Source organism: Rhizobium sp. AC27/96 (assembly GCF_001692325.1).
GTDB lineage: Bacteria > Pseudomonadota > Alphaproteobacteria > Rhizobiales > Rhizobiaceae > Rhizobium.
Genome location: NZ_LXKN01000018.1, coordinates 401,402 through 424,066 on the forward strand (window position 1 = coordinate 401,402; position 22,665 = coordinate 424,066).

General features: G+C 59.6%; 19 protein-coding genes. 6 read left to right on the forward strand and 13 right to left on the reverse strand.

Features of this window, described 5'->3' with window-relative positions; all coding sequences use genetic code 11:
- Positions 1-23: 23 nt before the first annotated feature.
- Genes A6U86_RS15515 through A6U86_RS15525 form a run of 3 tightly spaced genes read left to right on the forward strand, consistent with a single transcriptional unit; the run spans position 24 to position 3,479 of the window.
- On the forward strand, positions 24-1,031 hold the full coding sequence (locus A6U86_RS15515; RefSeq protein WP_068392740.1) for an ABC transporter permease: 1,008 nt from the start codon (positions 24-26) through the stop codon (positions 1,029-1,031).
- Positions 1,028-1,855: an ABC transporter permease gene (locus A6U86_RS15520; protein ID WP_068392743.1), complete on the forward strand. Its 828-nt coding sequence runs from the start codon at positions 1,028-1,030 to the stop codon at positions 1,853-1,855. The genes A6U86_RS15515 and A6U86_RS15520 overlap by 4 nt, the downstream gene beginning before the upstream one ends.
- On the forward strand, positions 1,848-3,479 hold the full coding sequence (locus A6U86_RS15525; protein WP_068393978.1) for an ABC transporter ATP-binding protein: 1,632 nt from the start codon (positions 1,848-1,850) through the stop codon (positions 3,477-3,479). Before A6U86_RS15520 ends, A6U86_RS15525 begins: the two co-directional genes overlap by 8 nt.
- A 4-nt stretch (positions 3,480-3,483) precedes the next feature.
- Here the strand turns inward: A6U86_RS15525 and A6U86_RS15530 are convergent, their stop codons facing one another.
- Both A6U86_RS15530 and A6U86_RS15535 read right to left on the reverse strand, forming a co-directional pair.
- Positions 3,484-4,596 (reverse strand): thioesterase domain-containing protein, encoded by a 1,113-nt coding sequence (locus tag A6U86_RS15530; protein WP_068392745.1) that lies wholly within the window; start codon positions 4,594-4,596, stop codon positions 3,484-3,486.
- 268 nt (positions 4,597-4,864) lie between these two features.
- A complete protein-coding gene (locus A6U86_RS15535) occupies positions 4,865-5,650 on the reverse strand; it encodes a helix-turn-helix transcriptional regulator (RefSeq protein WP_068392748.1) in 786 nt (261 codons plus the stop codon).
- Between the two features lie 121 nt (positions 5,651-5,771).
- Between A6U86_RS15535 and A6U86_RS15540 the strand changes: the two genes are divergently transcribed.
- Both A6U86_RS15540 and A6U86_RS15545 read left to right on the forward strand, forming a co-directional pair.
- Positions 5,772-7,352, forward strand: a complete 1,581-nt coding sequence (locus A6U86_RS15540; protein WP_068392751.1) for an ABC transporter substrate-binding protein — start codon at positions 5,772-5,774, stop codon at positions 7,350-7,352.
- A 21-nt stretch (positions 7,353-7,373) separates the two neighbouring features.
- Positions 7,374-9,377, forward strand: a complete 2,004-nt coding sequence (locus A6U86_RS15545) for a CocE/NonD family hydrolase (RefSeq protein WP_068393980.1) — start codon at positions 7,374-7,376, stop codon at positions 9,375-9,377.
- Position 9,378: 1 nt separating this feature from the next.
- Here A6U86_RS15545 and A6U86_RS15550 read toward each other — a convergent pair whose 3' ends face one another.
- Entirely contained in the window at positions 9,379-10,299 is a 921-nt protein-coding gene (locus A6U86_RS15550; RefSeq protein WP_068392755.1) for an alpha/beta hydrolase, read from the reverse strand.
- Positions 10,300-10,658: 359 nt separating this feature from the next.
- Here A6U86_RS15550 and A6U86_RS15555 point away from each other — a divergent pair, with 359 nt between their 5' ends.
- Entirely contained in the window at positions 10,659-12,374 is a 1,716-nt protein-coding gene (locus A6U86_RS15555) for a PAS domain-containing methyl-accepting chemotaxis protein (protein WP_068392757.1), read from the forward strand.
- 50 nt (positions 12,375-12,424) lie between these two features.
- Here the strand turns inward: A6U86_RS15555 and A6U86_RS15560 are convergent, their stop codons facing one another.
- The 10 genes from A6U86_RS15560 to cydX form a co-directional block, all read right to left on the reverse strand.
- A complete protein-coding gene (locus A6U86_RS15560; RefSeq protein ID WP_068392759.1) occupies positions 12,425-12,823 on the reverse strand; it encodes a cupin domain-containing protein in 399 nt (132 codons plus the stop codon).
- A gap of 164 nt (positions 12,824-12,987) precedes the next feature.
- Positions 12,988-14,619: an FGGY-family carbohydrate kinase gene (locus A6U86_RS15565; protein ID WP_068392761.1), complete on the reverse strand. Its 1,632-nt coding sequence runs from the start codon at positions 14,617-14,619 to the stop codon at positions 12,988-12,990.
- Positions 14,619-15,347 (reverse strand): SDR family oxidoreductase, encoded by a 729-nt coding sequence (locus tag A6U86_RS15570; RefSeq protein WP_068392763.1) that lies wholly within the window; start codon positions 15,345-15,347, stop codon positions 14,619-14,621. Before A6U86_RS15570 ends, A6U86_RS15565 begins: the two co-directional genes overlap by 1 nt.
- Positions 15,348-15,371: 24 nt before the next feature.
- A complete protein-coding gene (locus A6U86_RS15575; protein ID WP_068392765.1) occupies positions 15,372-16,622 on the reverse strand; it encodes a sugar ABC transporter permease in 1,251 nt (416 codons plus the stop codon).
- Positions 16,619-17,440, reverse strand: coding sequence for an ATP-binding cassette domain-containing protein (locus A6U86_RS15580; protein WP_068392766.1), 822 nt, complete (start codon positions 17,438-17,440; stop codon positions 16,619-16,621). The genes A6U86_RS15575 and A6U86_RS15580 overlap by 4 nt, the downstream gene beginning before the upstream one ends.
- An 87-nt stretch (positions 17,441-17,527) precedes the next feature.
- Positions 17,528-18,613: a sugar ABC transporter substrate-binding protein gene (locus A6U86_RS15585; protein ID WP_068392768.1), complete on the reverse strand. Its 1,086-nt coding sequence runs from the start codon at positions 18,611-18,613 to the stop codon at positions 17,528-17,530.
- 200 nt (positions 18,614-18,813) lie between these two features.
- The gene (locus A6U86_RS15590) at positions 18,814-19,698 is read right to left on the reverse strand and encodes an AraC family transcriptional regulator (protein ID WP_068392770.1); all 885 of its coding nucleotides are present in this window, start codon (positions 19,696-19,698) and stop codon (positions 18,814-18,816) included.
- A gap of 523 nt (positions 19,699-20,221) precedes the next feature.
- Positions 20,222-20,626, reverse strand: a complete 405-nt coding sequence (locus A6U86_RS15595) for a DUF983 domain-containing protein (RefSeq protein WP_068393982.1) — start codon at positions 20,624-20,626, stop codon at positions 20,222-20,224.
- A 206-nt stretch (positions 20,627-20,832) separates the two neighbouring features.
- A complete protein-coding gene (locus A6U86_RS15600; RefSeq protein ID WP_068392772.1) occupies positions 20,833-22,236 on the reverse strand; it encodes a PLP-dependent aminotransferase family protein in 1,404 nt (467 codons plus the stop codon).
- Positions 22,237-22,522: 286 nt separating this feature from the next.
- A complete protein-coding gene (cydX, locus tag A6U86_RS15605) occupies positions 22,523-22,648 on the reverse strand; it encodes a cytochrome bd-I oxidase subunit CydX (RefSeq protein WP_068392774.1) in 126 nt (41 codons plus the stop codon).
- Positions 22,649-22,665: the final 17 nt, after the last annotated feature.

A 22,665-nucleotide genomic window follows, 5' to 3' on the forward strand; every position in this document is an offset into this window, starting at 1 on the left:
AACAAGAGCGCGAGGCATCGGCCATGTCCAATTCACCCCCCGGAACCGTTCTGCCCGGGCTGAGGTTCAAGCAGCGTTTTCCGCTGCTGTCCCTGATCATCGAGCGCTGCCTGCTCAGCATCGTCCTGCTGTTTGCGGTCTCCATTCTGATCTTCGGCGGGCTCGAAGCCCTGCCGGGCGATTTCGCCACCACCTATCTCGGCCAGTCGGCGACGCCGCAGGCGGTTGCCAATATTCGCGCCGACCTCGGCCTCAACCGGCCCGTTGTCACCCGTTACGTGGAATGGCTCGGCAATGCCGTGCAGGGCGATTTCGGCACTTCCTGGGCCAGCAAGAATTCCGTGAGCGAACAGATCGGCAAGCGGCTTGGCAACTCTCTATTCCTGGCCGGTTTCGCCGCGCTGATTTCGGTGCCGCTCGCGGTCGGCCTGGGCATGCTGGCTGTTCATTTCAGGAACCGCATGCCCGACAAGATCATCAACGTCATCTCGCTGGCGGCGATCTCGCTGCCGGAATTCTTCATCGGCTACCTGCTGATCATGTTCTTCTCGGTCAAGTTCGGCATCGCAACCTTTCCGGCAACCGTTTATGACGGCATGAGCTTTACGGACCGCTTGCAGGCGATCGCGCTGCCGACTGCGACACTGGTGCTGGTCGTACTCGCGCACATGATGCGCATGACCCGCGCCGCCATCCTCTCCGTCATGTCGTCGGCCTATATGGAAACGGCGGAGCTCAAGGGACTGTCCGCCTTCCGCGCCATCGTTAAGCACGCCGCGCCCAATGCCCTGGCGCCGATCATCAACGTCATCGCACTGAACCTTGCCTATCTCATCGTCGGCGTCGTGGTTGTCGAAGTGGTCTTCGTCTATCCCGGCATGGGCCAATACATGGTCGACGCCGTGACGGTGCGCGACATGCCCGTCGTCCAGGCGTGCGGGCTGATCTTCGCCGCCGTCTACATCTTCCTCAACATGACGGCCGATATTCTCGCCATCGTTGCCAACCCCCGTCTGAGGCATCCACGATGAGATTGAGAGATATCCCCATTACCGCCTGGATAGGCATTATCGGTATCCTGATCGCCTTCATCTGTGCGATCTTCGCACCCTGGATCGCCCCCTATGGCGAAACTGAAGTCGTCGGCAACGTCTGGCAGCCTGCCGACGCGCAATACTTCTTCGGTCTCGACAATCTCGGCCGCGATATCCTCTCGCGTCTGATCTATGGCACTCGCACGACGCTGTTCGTGGCGCTGGCGGCAACGATCATCTCCTTCTCGCTCGGCATCATCCTCAGCTTCACCGCTGCCGTCTCGCGTGGATTGATCGACACGATCTTTTCGCGGTTCAACGATCTGATGATGTCGATCCCGACGCTGATCTTCGCGCTGGTGGTGCTGGCCGTGCTGCCGCAGAACCTGATCGTGCTGATCCTCGTCATGGCCATCCTCGATTCCACCCGCGTCTATCGTCTCGGTCGGGCCGTGGCGCTCGATGTCGCGGTCATGGAGTTCGTGGAAGCCGCCAAGCTGCGCGGTGAAGGCAAGATCTGGATCATCTTCCGCGAGATCCTGCCGAATACGCTGTCGCCGCTGCTGGCGGAATTCGGGCTGCGCTTTGCCTTCTCGATCCTGTTCCTGTCCACCCTGTCCTTCCTCGGCCTCGGCATCCAGCCGCCTTCGGCCGATTGGGGCGGCATGGTCAAGGACAACAAGGATGGCATCATCTTCGGCATCTCCGCCGCTCTCGTGCCGGGCTCCGCCATCGCGGCGCTCGCTGTCTGTGTCAATCTGGTGGTCGACTGGCTCTTGAAGCGCACCTCCAGCCTCAAGGGAGGGCGTGGCGATGCCTGAGCTTCTTTCCGTTCGCGATCTCAAGATCGAGGCAACCAGCTATCCGCCGGGCGAACCGCCGAAACGCGTCACCATCGTCGACGGCGTGTCCTTCGATCTCCAAAAGGGCAAGGTGCTCGGCCTGATTGGCGAATCCGGCGCCGGCAAATCCACCATCGGCCTTTCCGCCCTCGCCTATGGCCGTGGCGGCGCCGAGATCACCGGCGGCCAAGTGCTGCTCGATGGAGTGGATATCCTGCCGCTCGGCAAATCCGGCATCCGCAAGATCCGCGGTGCCCGTGTCTGCTATGTCGCCCAATCGGCAGCGGCCGCGTTCAATCCGGCGCACCGGCTCGGCGATCAGGTGATCGAAGCCACCGTCAAGCACCGTCTAATGACGAAGGAAGAGGCCCGAAAGCGTGCGCTCTACCTCTTCCAGGTGTTGGGCCTGCCCAACCCGGAAACCTTCGGCGAGCGCTATCCGCATCAGGTCTCCGGCGGCCAGCTCCAGCGCGCCATGACCGCCATGGCGCTCTGCTCCAACCCCGAGCTGATCGTCTTCGACGAACCGACAACCGCGCTTGACGTCACCACGCAAATCGACGTGCTGGCGGCCATCAAGCACGCGATCGAGGAGACGCACACGGCAGCGCTCTACATCACGCACGACCTTGCCGTCGTCGCCCAGATCTCCGACGACATCATGGTGCTCAGATACGGCAAGACGGTGGAATATGGCACCGTCCAACAAATCATCGAAGAGCCGCGTCAGGATTATACCCGCGCGCTCGTCAATGTTCGTCAGGCGGCGCGAGAGGAGGCTGCTGATCAATCTGGATCCATTCTGAGAGTCGAGAATATCAGCGCGCAATACTCAAACGGTTTCAAGGTATTGCACGATGTTTCTCTACATGTCCCTAAGGGGCAGACGCTGGCCGTCGTCGGTGAATCCGGTTCCGGAAAATCGACGCTTGCCCGCGTCATCACCGGCCTGCTGCCGCCGAGCGACGGACAGATTTCCTTCGACGGCAAACCACTGACACCGGCCCTGAAGAACCGCTCGCGCGAGGAGCTACGGCGGATACAGCTGATCTATCAGATGGCCGATACCGCCATGAACCCCCGTCAGACCGTGCGCGATATCATCGGCCGGCCGCTGACCTTCTATGACGGCTTGCGCGGCTCTGCGAAGACGGCACGCGTGAAGGAATTGCTCGACCAGATCGAGATGGGCAACGGCTTCATCGACCGCTATCCGGCCGAGCTTTCCGGCGGCCAGAAGCAGCGTGTCGCCATCGCCCGCGCTCTTGCCGCCAAGCCGGAGCTCATCCTTTGCGACGAACCGACATCGGCACTCGATCCGCTGGTTGCCGAGGGTATCTTGAAGCTGCTGCTGAAGCTGCAGGAGGAGACGCATCTCTCCTATATCTTCATCACCCACGACATCGCCATCGTACGCGCCATCGCCGACAGTGTCGCCGTCATGCATCGCGGCAAGCTCGTTCGTTTCGGTCCGAAATCGCAAGCGCTGTCGCCGCCGTTCGATGACTATACGGATCTACTGTTGAAGTCGGTTCCGGAAATGGAAATCGGCTGGCTGGAGCGCGTTTTGACAACGCGCAAGATGGAGAGTGCGGGAAACTGAGGGCTCAGCGCGTGAGGCGGTTACCGAGTTCGCGGCCTAGCGTGCCGGCATTGCGCCCGACAATCATGCTCTGGTGATTGCCTGGAACGTCTACCCAGTCCGCATGAACAAGAAAGCGTCCCCAAATGGACTTCGGATCGCAGTCGACCGGAGAGCCTTGAAGACTGCGATAGAAGGTGAGCTCCCCGTCATAACGGCTTGGCTTGTAGACACCTTTCATCCGGAGAAGCTGTCTGGCCGCGGCGTCGTAAAGTGGGGGATAGTCCCCCATCCACTGCGGCGCCAGCTCCGGGTAGTAGGCGGTACATGGATCAGCATAGCGGAAAGAGAGGGGTTTCAGCTTTCTTGCCAGGTATTCTCTTCGCCCGATAGCCGGCAAGCTCGGCCTTGCCTGTGTTTGGCCGCCTGCCGGAGGGCCTGATTTTTTAAGGTTCTTCTTTCTGTTGCGCGCTCTTCGCCAGCGTTGCCACATGAACTTGGACCAGGTCGTCAGCGGCCACTCCTGCTCGCCAAACGGGGTATCGAGCATCCCGAGGAACGCAACCTCCTGCCCCTGCGCCCGCAGCGCACGCGCCAGTTCCAGAGCAAAGACACCGCCGAAGGAATAACCGAGCAATCGATAAGGCCCCTCGATCCCCGCCGACTGCAGCGCCCGCAGCGTGCTTTCAACCTCATCTTGCACGGTTGCCGGATGTTGACGATCGCGGTTGAAGGCCGTCAGGGCGACACCGAGGATCGGCCCCGGGAAGCTGATTTCCTTGATGAGCTGCTGCATTTCCAGAAAGCAGCTTGCTCCCCCGGCAAATACCAGCAAAGGCGCCACATGATTTTGCCCGTTCCGCAGCTCTATAATCTTGTGTGAGGCGGACAGGTCTTCGTGATGGGAAACTGCGAAGCCAAGAGCTTCGAGGGTGCGGTGACGATAGAAGATGTTGACATCCATCTCCTCTCCGGTTTCACCCCACCAGTGCTTTATGAAATTCAAGGCTCGGTTGACTGAAACAGCGTCGGGAATGTCTGCCGCGCGATCCAGATTGATCTTCGCTTCCTGGCGAAGCAGATCGTCAAGATAAGCAGGCCGGCTGGAATCTACATCCGCTCTCGTGGAGAAAAGCATTTAGGCACCCCAAATGTCAAAGCATGCGCCGCCGAACGATATGATAGACAGTATTCTTATAAAGTGATCATTAATATATTGCGTAAAGACGCGGCTTATTCTTCGGTTTTAAGAATTTTCACCGAAGGACAATCGAAACATAAAGTCATAGACGTCTCGGGCATTGCCATGACAAACGCTCCATCACGCAATCTGTGGTGCCCAAACCACACGTCATTGAGCCTCGAAATCTACCCTGGATCGCAGGCCCGTTCGACAATCGTCGGCATCAATACTCTGCCGGCACCGCATAGACTTCGGCGGAAGGGTCCGTGAGAAATGAGCGCACGGTGGGCGGCAGTTTGCGTGACGAGAGCGGCAGCGGCCCGCAACGCGACAGAAGTTCGCGCAGGTCGGGCTCGGCGCCAACATGCCGCCAGATCATCCGCGAAGCATAGGGTAGGTTTTCCTTTCGCCAGGAGACACCCATGGTCGTTCCGCGCAGATAGACCCGCTGGTGCTCGTCGAACGGCAAGAGGATTGTCTGCGACAACATGGAATTCGGACCGATCACACGCTCCGTAATGAAGATCCGGTTCCTATAAAACGCCGCTAAACCCACATATTTCGAAAATTGTTGGATGCCATTTCCAAGATCCCGGAGACGCTCCATGGACTTGACACGCACCAAGCCGCCCTGCTCGCTCAAGCGACTGCAGGAACACACGACCATCCCCGGCCAGGATGGGGAACGATGATAGGTCTGGAAATAGCCGAGATGGCGTCTGAGAGCCGTGAGATTTCCCGGAAAAGCCTTGAAAAGCTCGGAACCTTCGTTGGACCCGACTGACGGTCCCCGAAGCCGTTCGCGAAACAGTTTGGGTGCGAGAAGAAAATCCGCCGCATCTAGATCGAAATAGTTGGCAATGCGAGCGAGGTTATGGGCAGACGGCCTCGTTTCACCGTTGATGTATCGGTTGAATTGCTGCCGATTGATATCAATCGCACGGCAGACATGTGAAATGGAACGCTGCGTGGCACAGGCAATCTTCAGGTTCTCGACCAGGTGAGGCATCGCTAGCTCCGTCTTGATCACACTAGCGTAAACTCGCTTAAAAGTGCGTCAAGTCGCGAAATTGCTTGGATGAAGCCGACCTCTACGTTCCCTCCTAACAAAATTGAAAAAGGGAACTGCAATGACGCATCAAAAAGATCAACTTTCGGATCTGAAAATCGGCCGCCGCCGCTTTCTCGGCGGTGCAGCCGCCCTGGGCGCTTTGCCGGCCCTCACCTCCGGCTTGTTGATGCCACGCGACGCTCGCGCGCAGGCAGTGAAACATGGCGGCCATCTGAAGCTCGGCCTCAAGGGCGGCGCCACCAGCGATGAGCTCGATCCGGCGACTTACAGCGCATCTGTATTGTTCGTCATTGGCCGCCTCTGGGGCGATACGCTTGTCGAATCCGATCCCAAGACCGGCGCGCCTTTGCCGTCATTGGCGACTTCCTGGACGCCATCGGCGGACGCATCCGTCTGGACCTTCAAGATCCGGAACGACGTGCAGTTTCATGACGGCAGCAAGATGACCGTCGCCGACATCATCGCCACGCTGAAGCGGCATGCGGACAAGAATTCGCAATCAGGCGCTCTCGGGCTGATGGCTTCGATCACCGGTATCGAGGAAAAGGCAGGTGACCTTGTCCTGACGCTCTCTGAGGGCAATGCGGACCTACCTCTTCTTCTGACCGACTACCACCTGATCATCCAGCCGAAGGGTGGCGTCGAGAAGCCGGCGGCCGCTATCGGCACCGGTCCCTACATCCTGAAAAGCTTTGAACCCGGCGTTCGCGCTACCTTCGAGAAGAACCCACAGGATTGGCGCTCCGACCGCGGCTTTGTCGACAGCGTGGAAATACTCGTCATCAACGACAACACCGCCCGCATTGCAGCGCTTGCCTCCGGTCAGGTTCACTTCGTCAACAATGTCGATCCGAAGACGGTCCCGATGCTCAAGCGGGCACCGAAAGTCGATATCGTCCGCAACGCCGGCAAGGGCTTCTACTGCTTCCTGATGCATTGCGACACGGCGCCTTTCGACAATGCCGATCTTCGGCTCGCGCTGAAATATGCCATCGACCGACAGTCGATCCTCGACAAGGTGCTGGCCGGCTACGGAACGATCGGCAACGATTATCCGGTCAACTCCAACTACGCGCTTGCGCCGACCGATATCGAGCAGCGCCCGTATGATCCCGACAAGGCCGCGTTCCACTTCAAGAAATCGGGCCTCGACCGTCCCGTTCAGCTGCTCACGTCAGATGCAGCCTTTCCGGGCGCCGTGGATGCAGCGATCCTGTTTCAGGAGAGTGCGCGCAAGGCCGGAATCACGCTTGATGTAAAGCGCGAACCGGAAGACGGCTACTGGACCAACGTCTGGAACAAGCAGCCTTTCTGCGCCTCCTTCTGGGGCGGTCGCCCGACCCAGGATTCGCGCTATTCCACCTCCTATCTTTCGACCGCTGAGTGGAACGACACACGTTTCAAACGCCCTGACTTCGATAAGATGGTGCTGCAGGCAAGATCCGAACTCGACGAGGCGAAGCGCAAGGTGCTTTACCGGCAACTGGCCATGATGGTGCGGGACGACGGAGGCCTGATCCTGCCCGTCTTCAACGATTACATCATGGCCGCCTCGAAGACGCTGAAAGGATATGTCGACGACATCGGCAATGATATGTCCAATGGCTATATCGGCAGCCGCGTCTGGTTCGATGCTTAAACATCCCCGGGATAAATGATCATGGCAGACCGCAACTTCACTACTATCGAAAATCACTGGATCACCCTCAAGGACGGCACGCGGCTCGCCGCGCGTATCTGGATGCCGGATGGCGCAGACAGCGATCCCGTGCCCGCCGTCTTCGAATTCCTGCCCTATCGCAAGCGGGACGGAACCAGCCCTCGCGACGAATCCACCTACCCGGTCTTTGCCGCCGCCGGCATTGCCGGCGTGCGCGTCGACATCAGAGGCTCCGGTGAATCCGACGGCATCATCGATGGCGAATATACCGAACTCGAGCTTGCCAACGCCTGCGAGCTGATCGCCTGGATTGCAGCGCAGCCCTGGTCCAACGGCTCGGTCGGCATGATGGGCATCTCCTGGGGCGGCTTCAATTGCCTGCAGGTCGCCGCTTTGAAGCCGCCAGCGCTGAAGGCAGTCATATCGATCGCCTCCACCGTCGACCGCTACAACGACGATATCCATTACAAGAACGGTTGCCACCTCTCCGCCCAGCTTTCCTGGGCTGCGACCATGCTGGCCTATCAGTCCCGCGCGCCCGATCCAGCCATCGTCGGTGAGCGCTGGCGGGAGATGTGGCTGGAGCGCCTAGAGCAAGAGCCCTTCTTCATGGAGGAATGGCTTGAGCACCAGCGCCGCGACGACTTCTGGCGGCACGGCTCGATCTGCGAGAATTTCGCGGAGTTCGATATTCCGGCCATCGTCATCGCCGGCTGGGCCGACGGCTATCGCAATACGCCGCTGCTGGCTGTCGAGGGCCTCGGCGACAAGGCGAAGGCGCTGATCGGCCCCTGGGTTCACAAATATCCGCATTTCGCCTGGCCGAAGCCGCGCGCCGATTTTCATGGCGAGGCCATCGCCTGGTGGAACCGCTGGCTGCGCGGCGAGCAAAATGGCGCGGAAAACATGCCGTCAGTTCGCGCCTACATCCTTGACGCCATCAAACCCGCTAGGCGACGCGATTTCGATCCCGGCTTCTGGATCGCCAAGGAAGAATGGCAAAAGCCTGAGCTGCAGTGCTTCTATGTCGAGCAGTTCGGTACCCTGATGGAAGGCATGCCGATCCCGCATGCGCCGGAGCATCCCGTCTACTTGCGCTCGCCACTCGACACAGGCACGGCCTCGGGCGAATGGTTCACCCTGAAGCCGGACGCGGAACTGGCGATCGACCAACGTCTTGACGATGCCGGCTCCCTCACCTTCCAGACGGCGCCGCTTGCCGAGGATCACGACTATCTCGGCCGCCCGGTCATCACGCTAACGCTGCGGTGCGATGCCGACACTGCCAATCTCTGCGCGAGGCTAGTTGATATCCATCCGGACGGTACGGCGACGCGCGTCTCCTTTGGCGTACTCAATCTCGCTCATCGCAACAGCAATGCCGAACCAAAGCCGTTGAGCAAGGGCGAGCGAACCACAATCACGCTAACGCTTGATGCCTGCGGCTACCGTTTCCGCAAGGGCCATCGCATTCGCCTGTCCCTATCGACGTCCTACTGGCCAATGGTCCTGCCGCCACCGGAAAATCCGGGCCTGACAATCGATCTGGCTTCCATCGGCCTTGGCCTGCCAATGCTCGGCGCACATGAACTCATCGACATCAAGCAGCCTGATAATCCCGATCCGCTGCCGAAATACATCGAGCATGCGCCGGGATCGACGAAACGGCAGGTGGTCCGTGATCTCTCAGCGGGGCGTACTCGCTATGAAATTCAAGAGGATACGGGACTTTTTGAACATCCAGCTACAGGTCTTTCAACGCGGCAGATGCGTGAAGAGGTCTGGTCCATTGCACCGGATGACCCGCTCTCGATGACGGGTATCTCGATCTGGACCTGCGACATGAAACGCTCGGATTGGTTTGTCCGCACGGTCGCGACATCGGCCATATCCTGCACGGCAACAGACTGGATCATCAGCGCCTCGGTCATTGCCCATGAAGGCGAGACGCAGGTCTTTGAGAAGATCTTCGAGGAGAAGCGTATCCCCCGCGATCTGATGTAGATCATCGCGAACCTGCAAACCGGCTTGCCGCCGCACATATGGCGGCAAAGCCGGCGCGGGCTCCCTCGCTCATGTGCCTTGCCCGCAGCCAGGCGTGTACCATCTGCGGCTCCTCACGGAACCAGACCTCAACGCCCGCCTGCGCCAGCCGCGCCGCATAGTTGCGGCCGTCATCACGCAGCGGATCGAAATGGGCGACCGTGATGAACGTGGGCGGAAGGCCGGCAACAGAAGGCAAGGCAAGCGGCTCGGCAACGGGATTGCCTGACGGAGCCTGCAAGACGCTGCGGTAATAGCTGACATCGGCTGTTGTCAGCCCGGGTGCTTCCGCCATTTCCAAATATGAGCCGGAAACGAGATCGCCGCCGAGTGCCGGATAGATCAGGATCTGGCCGACAATTCCCGAAAGGCCCTCGGCCTTGGCTCGGATGGCCAATCCGGCCGCCAGATTGCCGCCGGCGCTATCGCCGATCAACACAATCTCTTTGCCCTCCGCGAGCAATTGTCTGAGGACACTGAAACAATCATCCGTCTGTGCCGGCCATCGATGATCCGGGGCAAGACGATAGTCGACCGAGACAAGTTCCGCCCCAACATGGTCGGCAATCTCGGCACAGATCGCATGATGGCTATCGAGCGAGCCGACGACGAAGCCGCCGCCGTGGAGATAGAGCAGGCAGGTCGCGGTGCGGGTCTCTGCCGGATGATACCGCCTGACGGGAATTGTCCCCGACACGACCTCGTCACTTATACGGATGCCATCCGGCAACGGCCGATCGAAGCGAGCGCATAACGCATCATACCATTGACGCTGCTGTTCTATCGAGGCTGAGACGGCATCCGGCGGATAGAAGGAGTCTCCAATCTCCATGAACTGCAAGATGCCTGCCTCGGTCGGCATGGGACGCTGCGGAGACTCCATTCGAAATCCTCATATGTGCGGATCCACTCGATAACATGGCTCCGCTTTCAAACGCTTATCTGCTTGCGGCTGCGGTCGTCACCGTACCGACATTGTGGATCGAGGGTGCGGCGATTGCTCAGAAACATAAAGCTTCAGGTAGAAGGCAACATTGTACACTTCCCGCCTTCCTGTCCATTTCACGCAGCAATTTCCACCGGGAAATGCAGGGTTAGGAACGCATTAAGCTTCTTGGAGCACTTACCGATGCGAAAATACTTGGTGTCGGCAGCAAGATCATTCCTGAAATCAAGTCGCTTTATCGATTTTACATCGTCCAAAACGCATCAATTCACGTCATGGAATTAGGAGACTTTCACATGAAAGCCATGTCATTGAATTTCGGCTTCGAAGCAACGGCTGTACTTACCGCGATCGATAAGTCGATGGCCATCATCGAGTTTGATATGTCCGGGAAAATCCTGACGGCGAACGCCAATTTTTGCCGCGCTTTCGGGTATGATCTGAAGGAAATCATCGGCCAGCATCATCGCATCTTCGTTGCGCCCGAGGAAGCGGCGGCGCCGGAGTATGCCCAATTCTGGGCAAAGATGGCACGAGGCGAATTCGACAGCCGCCAGTACAGACGCCTGGGCAAGGGCGGCAAGGAAATCTGGATAGAAGCTACATACAATCCAGTGCGCAGGGGCAAGAAATTCCATAAGGTTGTAAAGATCGCCGCCGATATCACCGCTGCCAAATTGAAGAGCATCGAGGACGCCGGCAAGCTCGACGCGCTATCGCGCTCGCAAGCCGTTATCGAGTTTACACCGGATGGCCGCATCCTTGGCGCCAACGAGAACTTTCTGCAAACCTTGGGCTACGAGCTGTCGGAAATCCAGGGCATGCACCACTCCCTGTTTTGCGACAAGGCCTATAGCAGCAGTAACGAATACCGCCAATTCTGGAGCAGGCTTGCCCAGGGCGAATTCATTGCCGACGAGTTCCTGCGCATCGGCAAGGGTGGCCGCAAGGTCTTCATCCAGGCATCGTACAATCCGATTTTCGATACGGATGGCCGGGTCTTCAAGATCGTGAAATTTGCGACAGACGTGACCGGCCGCGTCAACAACGTCGAAGCGCTCGGTGGCGCACTCGGACAGATGTCCGATGGTGATCTGACGCAGCATCTGGCAACACCGTTCATTCCGACACTCGAAAGATTGCGCACCGATTTCAATGGTGCAGTCGGCAAACTGCATGCGGCCATGCAATCCGTTGCGCGCGCCGCCGGCACGATTTCCTCGGGCACCCAGAGGATTCATCAAGCATCCGACGACATCGCCAAGCGCTCCGAGCAGCAGGCGGCTTCGGTGGAAGAGACGGCCGCCGCGCTGGAGGAGATCACCACCACCGTTGCCGACTCCAGTCAAAACGCCGATGCTGCCGGCAGGCTTGTACGGGAGACTCGGGAAAGTGCGGCCCATTCTGCAACCGTCGTGCGTCGCGCGATCGATGCCATGGGTCGGATAGAGACCTCCTCCCAGGAGATCACCAATATCGTCGGCGTGATCGATGAAATAGCCTTCCAGACCAATCTGCTCGCCCTGAATGCGGGCATAGAGGCTGCGCGTGCCGGCGATGCCGGCAAGGGCTTTGCCGTTGTTGCCCAGGAGGTGCGTGAACTTGCGCAGAGATCAGCGGTCGCCGCCAAGGAGATCAAGGATCTGATCGCGCTTTCAAGCGGCAATGTGCAGAGCGGCGTGGCTCTGGTTATGGAAACCGGCTCTGCCCTTGCGACAATCGAGTCCCAGGTTCAGAGCGTCGATGGCAATGTCTCGATGATCGTGGGTGTGGCCAAGGAACAGGCGGTAACCCTCAAGGAAGTCAGTAGCGCTGTTGGCGTGCTGGATCGGGGTACGCAGCAAACGACGGCTCTCGTGCAGGAATCAGCGGCGGCTGCGCTTGTCCTCGCGGCCGAGGCTGAAAATTTGTTCGAGCTGCTGAGCTTGTTTCAGTTGGAACGCCCTTCGGTGACGCAGGCACATTCCGACCTTGATGCCGCAGGAAGGCTGCCGCGCAGAGCAGTGGGATAACCTCGGCCTCTTACGGCCTCACCCGTTTCTGGCGACGGGAATGTTACGGATCATTTCCCGTGATACTGCTCGTCGGTCACGTGCTCCATCCAGTCGACGACCTTGCCGTCGAGATGTTCGTGGATGGCAATGTGCGTCACGGCCGTGGTCGGCGAAGCGCCGTGCCAGTGCCTTTCGCCCGGCTCGAACCAGACGACGTCGCCCGGACGGATTTCTTCGATCGGCCCGCCTTCGCGCTGAGCGAGCCCAAAGCCTGCCGTGACGATCAGTGTCTGGCCGCGCGGATGCGTATGCCACGCGGTGCGGGCGCCCGGTTCGAAGGTGACGCTGCTGGATGCGGCGCGCCGAGCTTCGTTTTCGGCAAACAATGGGTCGATACGCACAGTGCCGGTAAACCAGTCCGCAGGGCCCTTGCCCGATAGTTGCGAGCCGTTCCTCTTGATATCCATGGTCCACTCCTTTGTTGGGATGGGCCGCATGCTGCGGCGGTGAACCTGTAATCTAGTTTATATGCCGCCGCAGCATAGATGCCGAATGACGTTTGAAGCTATTTTTGAACAAGATGCCGATCTCGCCTCCGTCGGCTTCAGCGATGGAGGCGAGTTGATGACATCTACGACGCCATAAGCGAGCGGATGCTCCGGTCGGCCGATTGCAGAAGTTCGAATGCGGCATAGCGACGTTCGTGTTGCGTCTTGATAGGCCCGTCGGCCGGGACAAACACTTCTGCCAGCCTCGACATCGCCGCCATCGCCTCGGTCAGAGAGCCGTAGCGCTTGCCTGCCGTGGCACCAAGCATGGCAGCGCCGAGCAGAACAGGTTCTTCGGTATCGGTGACGGCGACCGGTCTATTGGTCGTATCGGCCAGAAGCTGGCGCACGAGGCCACTCTGGGCCGCACCACCGCTGGCGACGATGAGATCGCAGCCGATGCCATCCTGCGCCAGCTTTTCCAGCAACTGCCGCAAGCCATAGCCGATGCCGCAAAGGCCGGCGACGTAAAGTGCTACCAGATCGTCTATCGCTGTTTCCAGTGCCAGACCGGAGATAACAGCGCGAGCATCAGGGTCCGCATAGGGAGATCTGTTGCCGAGGAATTCCGGCACGACCTGAATGGATTTCGTAAGCGCAATCGCATCCGACGCATTCTTGCTGGCCGCAGTCGCCTGTCGGTCGAGCCAGGCAACAAGAGAGAGCCCTTCGGCCTCGGCCTTAGCACGCGCTTCGGCTGCTGCCGGATGCAGGGTGACGAGATGGTCAATTGCGGCTCCCGCCGCAGACTGCCCGCCCTCGGTCAACCAAAGGCCTGGCACCATCGCCGAATAATAAGGTCCCCAGACGCCATCGACGAAAACCGCCGTCTCGCTGGACGCCATCGAGCACGCCGAGGTGCCGAAGACATAAGCGAGTCTCTTTCTGATATCGGCGTTGCCGTCAGCATCCTGGCCACCCAAAGTGCCGACACCGCCGGCATGGGCATCGATCAGCGACGCACCAACGGGCGTGCCGGCAACCAGACCCAGATCGCGCGCGGCGGCTTCACTCAGCCCATCGGCCAAGGCGGCGCCGGGCTCGACGACTTCGGTGCCGATCCGCGCGAAACCTTCATCCGCCAGCTCTCCGAGGCCGATATCCCTGAAGTACTGAGCATCCCAACGCTTTTCATGCGCAAGATAGGTCCACTTGCAGGTCACCGTGCAGACCGATCTCTGCAATGAACCAGTGGCGCGCCATGTCAGATAATCGGCGAGGTCGAAGAAATGATCCGCCGCTGCGAAGGATTGCGGCAGGTTGCGCTTGAGCCAGAGGAGTTTCGGGGTCTCCATCTCCGGCGAGATGCGGCCGCCGACATAGCGCAGCACGGCGTGATCGCCGGCATTGATTTCCTCGGCTTCGCCGGCGGCGCGATGATCCATCCAGACGATGATGTTGCGTGCGGGATCGCCCGAGGGGCCGACGGCGATAGGCGCACCATCTGCCTTGACTGCCACCAGCGAGCATGTCGCATCGAAGCCGATGCCGGCAACGGCTGATGCCGCTATTCCAGCCGAAGCGACGGCTTCCTTGACGCTATCGCAAACGGCCTTCCAGATCTGCTCGCTGGACTGCTCGACGATGCTGCCGGCCTCGTGCCAGATGGTGATTGTACGCTTGGCCGATGCGAGCAGATGTCCGCTCGCGTCGAAGACGCCGGCGCGGGCACTGCCGGTCCCGACGTCAATGCCGATGAAATAAGATGCCGTCATCAGAGGTCCGTACTCAATGGCAGGATCACCAGATCCCGAATGACAATGTTGCGCGGCCTCGATAGCATGAACAACACAGCCTCCGCCACCTCGGATGCCTCCATCAGGCCGCCGGCGGCAATGGCCTCATCGAGCTTTGCCTGCGGCCAATCGCTGATGAGTGCGGTCACCACCGGCCCCGGTGCAACGGCGCCAACGCGGATGCCATGCTTGGCAACCTGGCGGCGGACGGTATGGACGAAGGCCTGAACAGCATGCTTCGAGGCTGTGTAGATCGGCTCCCAGACTACGGGAACGAGACCAGCAATCGAGCTGGTCATGATGATGTCGCCGGTCTTCCTCTCGACCATGTACGGCAGGACCATCCGCACCGAACGGAATGCCGCATTGATATTGAGATCCAGCATCCGATCCCAGGCGTCCGGATCGCCCTCCACCACTTCGCCGCCGATATAGGCACCGGCATTGGCGTGGAAGATGTCGAGCTTGCCGAATTTTCCCAGGATCTGCGGCATCATGGTGGCGACACTTGCGGGATTCAGAAGGTCAACGACGACCGGATGGGCATTCGGTCCGAGTTCGGCGCAGAGGCTTTTCAGAGTGTCTTCGGCCCTATCGACAAGGGCGACGCTGGCGCCCTCGTTCAGAAGCGATTTGGCGCATTCCAGGCCAATCCCGGAGGCGGCCCCGGTGATGGCGGCGACTTTACCGGTAAAATCCTGTCTCATATCAATCCTTACCTTGTGATGAAATCAGCCGCGCCCATGGGAAGCGCGAGAACGGCGGGCCAGCGAGTCGACAATCACGGCAATGGCAAGAACAGCGCCGGTGATCATGTAGCGAAGCGCCGATGACAGATCGAGCATGGTCAGACCGCTGGCGATCGACTGGATAACGATGATGCCAAGCAGCGCCGAATAGGCATTACCGCGACCGCCGAAGAGGCTGGTACCTCCGATGACGGCTGCGGCGATTGCATTCAGGTTGACATCGCCCGTGCCGGCCTGCTGGCTGGCAGATGCCAGCCGTGCCGCCGCCAGCACGCCGCCGAGGGCTGCAAACATGGCGCAGAGCACGAAGGCGCTCGTATAGATCATCCGCACATTGATGCCGGCGCGCCGCGCAGCTTCCCGGTTGCCACCTACAGCCGACATGGACCGGCCCCATTGGGTACGCGTCAACGCGTAATCCATGATGATAACGAGCACCACGAACAGGGCGAACATCCACGGAATGCCGCGATCCTGGTTGAGGTAGAAGGCGACGAACTCCAGCGCGACCGTGATGGCGACAGCCTTCGCAACGAGGCCGCCGACCGACGGGGTCGACAGGTTTGCCTGCTGACGACGGCGAACCATGCTAAAGCCGGTAAACAACATCACCGCGCCGGGAACAAGCGCCAGCACATAGGCAAGCGGTCGCGGAATGACCAGGAGCTGGCCGAAGTTCACGAGCCCCGAACCATAGGGCAGATTGATGGAGCCTGTGGCGCCGAGCAGATAGAGCTGCATGCCGAGCACCGCCAGAAGTCCCGCCAGCGTCGAAACGAAGCTCGGCATACCCAGACGATTGAAGAGCAAGGCGTAGATGATGCCGATCACGCCGCCGAAGACAAGCGCGGCCAGAATAGCGAGAGCCACAGGCCAGCCTTCGTTGACCCAGAGCATGCCGACCATGGCCGAGGCAAAGCCGCTGATCGAGCCCACGGACAGATCGATCTCGCCGACCATCAGCACACAGACGATGCCAAGCGAGATGATGCCGACAGTCGAGGCGTCAAACAGCAGATTAGCCAGATTGCTGCTGGAAAGGAATGTCGGATTGAGCGTGCCGAACACCGTCCAGATGATGACGAGGCCGACGACGACAGGCAATGAGCCGAGATCACCTGACCGCACCTTGTCGATGGATGAACGGATCGTTGCGGCAATGCCGGTATCATGACTGACGCGGACGTCGCTGCGGTCGAGCAATGCCGTCGGCTGCTTCGTATCCTGGTTCATAGCTGGCTCCCATCTCTTTGTTCTTGTTGAGCCTGAAGCCGCCCCGCACGCCGCGACACGGAATTTTCCGTGGCACCGGTGATGGCGCTAACAAGCTCCTGGTTCGATGTGTCGGGATAGAAAATGCCGTTGTTGCGGCCGAGGCGCAGCACGACGATACGGTCGGCAACGGCCCGCACATCCTCCATATTATGGCTGATCATGATCACGCCGAGCCCCTTGTCGCGGACGCGCTCGATGAGGTTCAGCACCTCCGCTGTCTGCGCCACGCCGAGTGCGGCTGTGGGCTCGTCCAACATGATGAGCTTCGGCTCCAGCAGCAGCGAGCGGGCAATCGCCACCGTCTGCCTCTGGCCGCCGGAAAGCGAGGCGATCGGGATGCGTACGCTGGGGATGCGGGCCGCAAGCTCATTGAGCAGCGTCCAGGCACGCACTTCCATCGCCGTTTCATCGAGCTTCAGCGGGCTGAGCTCCCGACCGAGAAAGATATTGGCGACCACATCGAGGTTCTCGCAGAGCGCCAGATCCTGAAAGACGGTGGCAATGCCGAGATCAAGCGCCGTGGCGGGATCGCTGAGCGTGACCGGCTCACCTGCAAATGTAATCGTGCCGGCGCTCGGCTGGTGGACGCCGGCCAAAACCTTGACGAGCGTCGACTTGCCGGCACCGTTGTCGCCGACAAGCGCCACGACTTCGCCGGCATGCACATCGAGGTTGATATCGGTCAGTGCCGAGACGGCGCCGAAGTGCTTGGAGACACCTCGCAGGCTGAGCACAGGTTCACCTGTGGGGCTTCTTTGATCGGAAGCGTCAATCATGGTTCGCCACCCTCTCGGTTCGGATTGCAATGAGATTTGGTTTGTTGCCGGCCGCCGAAGCGGCCGGACCCTGTCGAAGAGCTATGATCAGCCGCCGATACCGAGCTTCTTGCAGCCTTCAGCGTAGCGATCGGTGCAAAGCTGGGCCGGTGTCTGGATCGGCTTGCCGGCGACAGTCTTGTCGATGATCTCGGCCTTGAGATTGTCTGATGTGACAAGCGCCGGCGTGAAGAGCTTCGTTGGCGTATCGAAGAGTTTCGTGTCCGCCTTTGGCGTTTCGCCCGACAGTAATTCTATCGCGACATTGGCGGCAGCAGCGGCGACGATCTCGCTCGGCTTGGAGATCGTGTTGTACTGGTCGCCGGAAATGATGAGCTGCAGGCCGGCGATGGTGGCGTCATTGCCCGTGACCGGTGGCACCGGATCGAAGCCGGCCGCCTTGAAGGCCGCCACGGCTGCGCCGCCCGTGCCGTCATTGGCCGCGACCACGCCGAGGATCTTCTTGCCGAAGCGAGTGATCTGACCACTTGCCCATTGCTGTGCCTTCGGCGGCGCCCAATCCGGCGTGTCGAATTCCGCCAGCACGGGATAACCGCCCTCGGCGAGACCGGCATGGATGCCCTTTTTGATAAGACCGGCGGCGGCATCGGTCGGCGAGCCGTTGATCTCCAGCAGGCCGCCATCCCCAGCCTTGACGTTCTTTGCCTTCAGGTGATCGACTAGTGATTTCGCGATCATCTTGCCGATCTCTTCATTGTTGAAGGACACATAGTAATCGGCCGCAGCCGACGGGATCGGGCGGTCATAAGCGATGACGCGAACGCCCTGGCTCTGCGCCATCTTGACCAATGAGGCCGCTGCGGTGGAATCGACCGGGTCGAGCACGATGGCCTTGGCGCCCTGCGAGATCGCCGAGTTGAACTGCTGCTGCTGGCGCGAAGCATCACCATTGGCATTCTGGTAGATGACCTTGCAGCCGGCGCAGAGCTTCTTCATCTCCGCCTGGAAACCGGGGAAATCATGCTCTTCGTAACGCGTGGAACTCTGGTCGGGCATCAGGAAAGCGACGGTTGCGTCCGTCACCTTGGCGGATTGCGCGAAAGCGGATGTGCCGCTCATAAGCCCGACCGCAAGAGCGGCTGCGCCGGCAATTTTCAGTGCGAAATGGTTCATTGGAAATTCTCCGTTCCAAATGGTAATGGTTTCCCTCGATCATCACGGCTGTCCGCACGCGATGCTCTTGTTTGGCGTCCCCTGAGACGATCATCCGACCAGGGTGACGGCTACTTTTCGGACAAGCGTTCTCCTTCGGGCGACAGAGGTGCCCGCTCGCTTGGCCGGAATTGTTGTCTTTCCTCCCCTTCCTCCTTCGGTTAAGCGGCCTCCACCGCGCGCGCATGCTGTGCCAATAGTGATCTGAACCGCGAGGGCGCCATGCCCTTCTGATCCAGAAAACGGCGATTGAAATTCGAGATATTGTTGAAACCGGCGGCAAAGCAGATGTCGGTGATCGACATATCAGCCTTGCTCATCAGCAGATGGCAGGCAAAGTTGACCCGCAGGCGGTTGACATATTGCACCAGCGCCATGCCGGTATGGCGGCGAAAGCTGCGCGAAAAGGCGCTCGGGCTCTGGCCGGTCAACTCGGCAAGATCGCATTCGCTGAAAGGTTCGGTCAGATGCGCATTGATATAGGACAGCGCCTGATTGACGCCTGCTGACATGAAGCCGGAAGGGTCCGGCTGATAGCCCGCGCTGGCGAGCGAACGGGTGCCCTCGGCACTGCTCATCGCGTCGAGAATGTTCATGAAAAGCTCGATACGCCGAATGCCGGACGCCTGGACCAGCTCGCCGAGGATAGGCCCGACGACAGCTGCGGTTTCTGGTGTAAAAAGCGCGCCGCGGCGGCTGGTCTCCAGCATCTCGGCGCAGGCCGATAATTCCGGGAAGATCTTGCTGGCATCGGCAAAGAAGGATTCCGAAAATTGCAGGACACGGCAGCGCAAGGGAAGCGTCACACCGGCCGGGACGTTGCTCACCCAGTTATGCGGCAGGTTCGGCCCGGTCAGAATCAGATTGCCGGGTTCGAACTCACCGATGAAATCGCCAATGAAATATTGGCCTGTCGTGGCAACGACGTGATGGATTTCGTATTCGGGATGAAAATGCCAGCGGACCGTGCGGTAGGGATAGCCGTGCTCCCAGGCCTTGAAGGACTCGCCACTGCCGATCGCCACAACTTCCAAATCGGGGTTCATCAGCCAGCCTCCTTTCGTCCGTCCGCACGCTACCAAGGCTGCGGCGCCTCCTCCCAGAGGCCATCACGTCTTCCATGAGGTCAAATCTACGCCTTGCGGCAACCTGCCGCTACTACGCCTTGTACGCTCGACCGATACTTTTTTGACATGAAGGGCGGCTTATTTGGTCAAATGTGCAGTGCGGCATGGGCACTGCGATGCCGAAGCATTGATATCCGGCGCGGAGTGCAGAGATTTCTGCCGGGAGCCAAAAAGGGCCTACGACCGGTGTGCCGCTGGCCAGCCGCCAGCAACGGTTCGCCGGTTTCGTTATTTCTTCTTCCCTTGATCGTGATGCCACTTGATGGCGAAGTACATGCCGGTGCCTAGCACGACAACCTTGAACACAATGAAGACTATAGGGAACCAATCCACCATTTTGAATATTTCCAGGCTATGACTTGAGACTATCTATCGTGAGGGGCAGCGGCTCGAAACATCGTCGAATCCAACTTCCATCATGGAATTCCCATCCCCGCAGACCTTAGTTCGCTGAATGCGGCGTCTCTGCTTCCGGCAGGCGGACGAGCTTGCCCTCTTCGGCCTTGTAGAAATACTGGCTTGCGACCAGCCAGCCTTTGAGCGGCCGCAATGGTGGAATGCAGGTTGCCAGCATGAACGGCCCAGTCAGAACGAAATGGACCCAGATCGGCGCGGAAAAGGCGACTTCGAGCCACACACCGAGCAGCACGCTTGGAATGCAGGCAAAGCAAATGACGAAGAAAGCCGGCCCGTCAGCAGGATCGGCAAAGGAATAATCCAAGCCACACGCTTCGCATTCCTTGCGCAGGGTCAGGAAACCATCAAACAGACGCCCTTGACCGCAACGCGGGCAACGACATCTCAAGCCGGTCTGCAACGGGCTCAGCGGCGGATATTCGGTATCCATAGCAATCTCGCTTTCAAATGAAACCATTGATGCGATGCATTCAATGGCTGTATTGGTTACATTCAATATAGATACATTGAATGTAAGATGCGAGTCCATTCGCCAGAATGACGCAGCCTACTGTGAAGGCTCGGGCGGCAAAGCCGCGCTGAACCGAAATCCATTCATTGCGCATTCAATTTGTGCGCGGTGATAACTTACTGAGATCAGAAGAAGGAAGCCGCCATTTCCGGCGGACCTTCAAGGGCATGCGCCATGAAGTCCAACGCGACTTTCAATCTCTCGCGGCTGACCGGACCGCCGAGGCAGACGCGCACGGCCTCCGGCGCCGGTCCCGTAACCGTAAAGGCATCGCTTGCCACAACGCCGATACCAGAATTGCGCATATGGCTGCCGAAGGTCGAGCGCGTCCATCCTTTGGTCAAAGGCAGCCAGATGTTGAAACTGAGTGGATCGGCCCGATAGCTGCCGGACGGAAATATGCTTGCCACCATCTCCTGACGGGCGGCGGCTTCCGCGCGGATGAATCGCAGAATACCATCGGCCGTGCCATCCTCGATCCAACGGGTCGCCAGCGCCATATTGAGCGGCGAGGCCATGACATTGCCGGTGCGCATGGCGCTGACGAACGGCCACACCGATTTGGTATCGGGTACGACGACATAGGCAAGCCGAAGCCCGGCTCCGATGCATTTTGCAAGCCCGCCAATATGCCAGGTCAAATCCGGTGCAATCGCAGCAAAGGGCAGCGGTCCCTGCGCGAGGATGAAACCATAGGCATCGTCTTCTATGATCGGCACCCGATGTCGGCGGGCAACGGCGACAATCTCCTCGCGACGCTTCTCGGGAATGGTCAAGGTCAGCGGGTTTTGCAGTGTCGGATTGAGATAGAGCGCCTTCGGCTGCCGCCCTTTACAGGCTTCTTCAAAAGCTTCCGGCAGGATGCCCTCCTCATCCATCGCCACACCGGCAAGGTTCAGGCGAAGCTGGGCTGCGATCGAGCGCATGCCGGCGTAGGTGATATCCTCGCAAAGCACCACCTCGCCGGGCTTTGCAAGTATGCCGAAGATCGCAAGCAGGGTCGGATGAGCACCCGGCGTGACGAAAATGCGCTCCTGTGGCGGCGCCACTCCACGGCGGCCGAGCCAGGTGGCGGCAGCCTCCTTGTCCATCTCCGAGCCGCCGAAATCCTGATAGCGCAGCAACGATGTGAGATTGGCGGCTACCGCGGACATTCCCTCATGCATGCGCGCAACAAGGTCCGGATCAGTGAGATCAGGCGGCAAGTTCATCGAAAAATCGACGGCAGAAGCGCGACGCGGATCGGCAGCCATATCAAGAGAGAAGCCTCGACGCTCCCTGCCCGTGCCGCCGGCGACGAAGGTGCCGCGACCGACATGCGAATCCACCAGCCCGCGCTTCTGTGCCTCGACATAGCCGCGGGCGACAGTCGTGAAATCGATATTCAGGCGCTTGGCCAGTTCGCGCTGCGGCGGCAGCCTATCGCCCGCAGCCAGGACGCCGCTGCGCAAATCAATCTCGATCAGATCGGCGATGGCGATATAGCGCGGGTTTGTGGAGCGGCTAAGATCAGGGTGCCAATTCTTCATGTCTGCGCTCCGGAATCTGGTTCGGATGGGAACCGACCCAACCGACATTGATGGTACATTGTTGCATAACACATACGTTATGTAAAAATGGCGGCCGTCTCTCGATAGCCGAATGACCAAATGTCGCAGCGCTGTATCCAGATTCGGCTTCGAGAAGACGAAGCCGGGATTGAATGCATTGTGATCTACATTGAATGTATACCCGCAACGGACACGAAACAGCACGCCGGTCTAGTCGGCGTGCCGTGTTTCCAAGCGAAGCCGTCGTGAGGCATTGGCCTGACAATTATTGCCTCTGCGTGTCGGAGGCTTTCTCTTTTGCTCTATCATCGACGAGCTCGTACCACATGGCATTGAGGACGGCGAAAGCGGCGGCAAGCGGAAAGCCGAGAAGCCAGGCGAAGTACCACATGCGAAATCTCCTTGAAA